We start from the raw sequence: 4,644 nt of genomic DNA, 5'->3' as shown, positions 1-4,644 counted from the left end.
AGGGCAATCGTATTATCAAGATTAGCTTTATAAGCTGCTGCACCAACTCGTTGGTACATAGGCAGTTTCTCAAATAAATAGTGAAGGGTTTGCCGGTAATTCATCAAAACTTATTCTTCTGGCTTTAGTATGCTATGCATAAATGCTTTCAGATGCGCAAATCCTTCAGTCATATTGGAGTTGTTGTCGATGATGAAATTTGCCATTTTTCTGCAGGGTTTCACATGTAGTTTGTAGGCAGGAAGTACATGTTTTTTCCATTGATGCGTAAAAATATCTTCAGGAATTTGACGGATTTTGATATCACGCTCTTTTCTTCTTTCAAAGCAAATTTCTAAATCAGCATCAACAAATACTTTTAAGTTAATAAGCTCGTTGAGTTCCTCCGTATAATTAATAAACAGCCCTTCAACCACAACTATTGGAGCCGGTTTGAAAACTCTGAGTTCAGGTATTTTGTGCGGATGATTGAAAGTGTATTCAGGTCGTTCAATGATTTTACCTTCAGACAGTTGGTATAAATCACGAATAAAAGCTTCATGATCAATCGCTTCAGGTAAATCAAAATTATAAATTCCCTTTTTATCCTTGATTTGCTGATCAATATCCTTGTAATAATCATCTTGAGAAACAATAGAAACGTCATCTCCAAAATTAGTTCGAATTAAGTCGAGCAAAGACGATTTGCCGGAAGCACTTGCTCCACAAACACTTATCAGATAAAAGTTAAGTTTGTGATTAAAAATCATTTGTGCAAAATTAAATTATACGGGAGTAGATTTAAGGATTTCAAATATACAAAAAGATAAAGAGGGTATTTGAGTTGAATTGAATGTTTTTGCTAAATTCGTAGCCTTTTACAAAGAAAAACAATTTTTATTGGAATCATAAATCTATTTAGAATGAAAAAACTGTTTAGTTTACTTTTAGTTAGCATTTTTACTTTTGGCATGTTACACGCTACACCCGATGAAGGTATGTGGTTGCCTCTCTACATCAAGAAATTGAATGAGAAAAAGATGCATGAACTTGGCATGAAGTTGAATGCTGAGGATATTTATAACATTAACAATGCTTCAATTAAAGATGCAATCGTTCGACTAGGAGAAGGATTTTGCACCGGAGAAATTGTATCAGACAAGGGATTGGTGTTCACAAATCATCATTGTGGCTATGATGCAATTGCTTCTCTATCTTCAGTTGAAAACGATTTTTTAACAAATGGTTTTTGGGCAAAATCTCACGATCAGGAAATTCCCATTCCAGATTTTTCTGTTTCACGCTTGGTGAGAATGGAAGACCTTACAGGATTAATCAAGGAAAAAACACTTGGTATTGATGATGATACAGAGCGTCAGGATATTATTGATGCAATAATTGATTCAGCTGAAAAGGCCTCTATTGAAGGAACACATTACGAATCCTATGTAGAGACATATTTCGGATCATCTGAGCATTATCTGTTAGTTTATGAAAGATTTACGGATGTTAGATTTGTAGGTGCACCCCCTTCATCAATAGGTAAGTATGGTGGAGATACCGATAACTGGATGTGGCCACGTCATACTGGCGATTTCTCTATTTTACGAATTTACGCAGGAGCGGATGGCAAGCCAGCAGATTTTAGCGAGGCCAATATACCATACAAACCCATGCATTTTTTACCAATTTCTTTGGATGGAGTTGAGCGAGATGACTTTGCCATGATTATGGGTTTTCCGGGAACTACGGAACGTTTTCTCTCCTCTCAAGACATTGCCTTTAAAATGGAAATGGAGCAACCTACATTGATCGATATTTTTGGTGAAATGTTGACCGAAATGAAGGTTATTATGGATGCTGATGATAAAGTGAGAATAGAGTTAGCTTCAGATTATGCCAGTCTGGGAAATACCTACAAATACTTCAAAGGTCAAAATTTAGGCTTAAAGCAATATGGTTTAGTAAATAAATACAAAGCCGAAGAGGAAAAAATTCTGGATTGGATACATGCAGATGATGCCAGAGCAGAAAAGTATGGATCAACCTATGAAAATTTGGAGACATCCTATGCCAAGTATCGGAGAATTATGCCTGGTTTTTATTATGTAGCAGCTGGTATGTTTAGACTTGAAATGATGCAATATGCTGCAGCATTTAATAATTTAAACAATCAATTGAATGCTGGATCGACTGCTGAAGATGTTAAAACTGATTTGGATAATTTAGTGTCTGGATATAAAAATATGAATGAATTATCCTTATTAAAGAAAGACAAAATATTGCTTCCTTCCTTTACGTATAAGTTTTATTCAAGTTTGAAAGAACCATTATCTGTCCCCATATTTGCAGAAATTGATGCTGATTACAAAGGCGAAAATTTCAAACAAAAGCTGGATGCATATTTTGAAGAAATGTTTGAAAAATCAGTGATACTGAATCAGGAAAAACTGGACAAATTTGCTGCAAAACCTTCTGCAAAATCCTTGAAAAAGGAAATGATTTTTGTTTTGTATGATGCCATTGTAAGTTATTATAGAGAAAATTACATGATGACCTATATGAGCGTAAATAATGAAATAGCTCAACTTCATGACCAGTATATTCCCATGTTACGCGAGTTCAAAAGTAGCGAAGAGCTTTATCCAGATGCCAATTCAACACTCAGAATGAGTTATGGAACAGTGCTTCCGTATTTCCCTAAAGACGCTGTTTTTTATAATTACTATACAACTCATTATGGCATTCTTGAAAAAGAAGATCCGAATGATGAGGAGTTCAAGATTGATCCCAAATTACATGATTTACTCATCAAAAAAGATTTTGGACGCTACGGAACAGGTGATACACTTTATGTATGTTTCCTTTCAAATAACGATATCACGGGTGGTAATTCAGGTAGTCCGGTAATCAATGATAATGGTGCACTAATTGGAATTGCCTTTGATGGTAACTGGGAAGCCATGACAGGAGATCTGGTTGTGGATCCACAATACAACAGAACCATTAATGTCGATATTCGTTACGTATTGTTTGTGATTGACAAGTTTGCAGGAGCAACTAACTTAATTGAAGAATTAACTATTGCTGAAGATCAGGTAGTGGTAGAACCCAAAATCGAGATTGAGCTTATTGAAGAAAAATAGATCGTATTAATCTAATTTTAAAATAGCCGTGGGTTTAAACCTTCGGCTATTTTTGTTTCTATCAACATTGTTTATTTTATTTCCTTTTTCGACTAACTTTGATCCGATAGTTATCGGATTTCTTCAACTGATTCTTCTAAAATCATTGGCTATCGTTTAGGTATGGGAAAATTTATAACAGTTGTTCGATTTCAGTTTCCACATGAAGCTTTCGTAATTAAAAGTAAGCTTGAATCTGAGGGCATTGAGGTTATCTTACAAGATGAACAATTAATACAAGTCCACAATTATTTATCAAATGCAATCGGTGGTATTAAACTTCAAGTAAAAGAATCAGATGTAACGAAGGCACTTCCAATAATAAAAGCCGCTGGATTGATCAATTCAACAAATGACGTATCTGATACAAATCTTCAAATCTGGATTTCAAAAAAATTAGCTAAAAGTCCTTTGCTTCGACAATTATCATTAGCTAATCGGCTTGTCTTGCACCTGTTTATTTTAGTTGTTCTTTTTGCAACATTGATATTTACCTTCACTCTTCCAACAAAAGAAGAAAAAAGGATAGTACAAGCAGAACATGAACAGTTTGAAGCTCAACTGAAATTTGATCAGTTCTATCTTCCTTATGCAGATAGCTTAACCGCAAATGATCCAACTAAGGCGATTACCTATATTAAAGAATTAAATGAGTTATATCCCCAAAATGAATATTTGTATATGAATTTGGGTGTTGCCTTTTTTCAAATTGATTCATTTCAAAATGCAAAGAACTGTTTTGAATTGTCAATGAGATATTCAGAATATGAAGCTCCTTTAGTTCTATATGATATTGCAATGTGCCAAATTAAACTTGGTGACTATGATGGTGCGCTTGAAAATCTTAAAGCTGCTTCTGAAGTCAATTATGATTATTGGTACGATTTGGCTAATGTTTATGAGTTAAAAGGTGATTTAGAAAAAGCAGAATATTTCTACTCAATTTATCTGAATCGATTTGAGGTTAAGTATGGAGACAATTATTTTGAAGTTGAAAGGAAATTAAGTGAAATTAGAGAATTAATTAAAACTAATTCAGCCAATAACTAACTCCAGTTTGTAACAATAACGAATTAGCCATAAACCAATAGTCATTTTTAATTCCTTCAGTATTCAGGTTATAATTATAATTTATTCCTACTCTAACATCTACTTTATCAGATATTGAATACCATATTTCAGGATTTAATGAAAGAGACCAATATAGTTGGTAAATTTCAGATTGAAAGCCAGCTGGTAAATCAACTTGTGTATTATTAATTTGATCGCTAAATGTAAGATTTGCAATCAAGCCAGCTTTTAATGCCAGGCTTAATCTGTCATAGGAATATTTGTATCCAACAAATAATGGGATTTGCAAAGCAGTAAACCTTCTGTTTGTTTGAATTGATTTATCAATTGCTTTTTGATTTAGAAATGTGTCAAGTCTTTCCGAAAATACGGTTTCAAATACGGAATCAATAGTATTGAAAACAAAATT

General features: G+C 33.7%; 4 protein-coding genes. 2 read left to right on the top strand and 2 right to left on the bottom strand.

The annotated features are described in order from the left end of the window. Positions 1 to 110: 110 nt before the first annotated feature. Positions 111 to 749 carry a deoxynucleoside kinase gene (locus tag HOG71_04705; GenBank protein MBT5990131.1) on the bottom strand — a complete coding sequence of 213 codons (639 nt, stop codon included), beginning with the start codon at positions 747 to 749 and terminating at the stop codon, positions 111 to 113. Positions 750 to 902: 153 nt separating this feature from the next. Here HOG71_04705 and HOG71_04700 point away from each other — a divergent pair, with 153 nt between their 5' ends. Further along, on the top strand, positions 903 to 3,125 hold the full coding sequence (locus HOG71_04700) for a S46 family peptidase (protein ID MBT5990130.1): 2,223 nt from the start codon (positions 903 to 905) through the stop codon (positions 3,123 to 3,125). Between the two features lie 162 nt (positions 3,126 to 3,287). Next, the gene (locus HOG71_04695) at positions 3,288 to 4,214 is read left to right on the top strand and encodes a tetratricopeptide repeat protein (GenBank protein ID MBT5990129.1); all 927 of its coding nucleotides are present in this window, start codon (positions 3,288 to 3,290) and stop codon (positions 4,212 to 4,214) included. On the opposite strand, the gene HOG71_04690 is transcribed toward HOG71_04695, so the two are convergent. After that, positions 4,195 to 4,644: hypothetical protein (locus HOG71_04690; protein ID MBT5990128.1), on the bottom strand; the 450-nt coding region annotated here is incomplete at its 5' end. The genes HOG71_04695 and HOG71_04690 overlap by 20 nt on opposite strands.

This window comes from Bacteroidota bacterium (assembly GCA_018698135.1).
In the GTDB taxonomy this organism is placed as follows: Bacteria; Bacteroidota; Bacteroidia; order CAILMK01; family JAAYUY01; genus JABINZ01.
This window is presented reverse-complemented; position numbering and strand designations above follow the sequence as displayed.

What these genes read in the sequence shown, in the direction of transcription:
- HOG71_04705 (MBT5990131.1), bottom strand. Translation starts at nt 749, where the DNA reads ATGATTTTTAATCACAAACTTAACTTTTATCTGATAAGTGTTTGTGGA.
- HOG71_04700 (MBT5990130.1), top strand. Translation starts at nt 903, where the DNA reads ATGAAAAAACTGTTTAGTTTACTTTTAGTTAGCATTTTTACTTTTGGC.
- HOG71_04695 (MBT5990129.1), top strand. Translation starts at nt 3,288, where the DNA reads ATGGGAAAATTTATAACAGTTGTTCGATTTCAGTTTCCACATGAAGCT.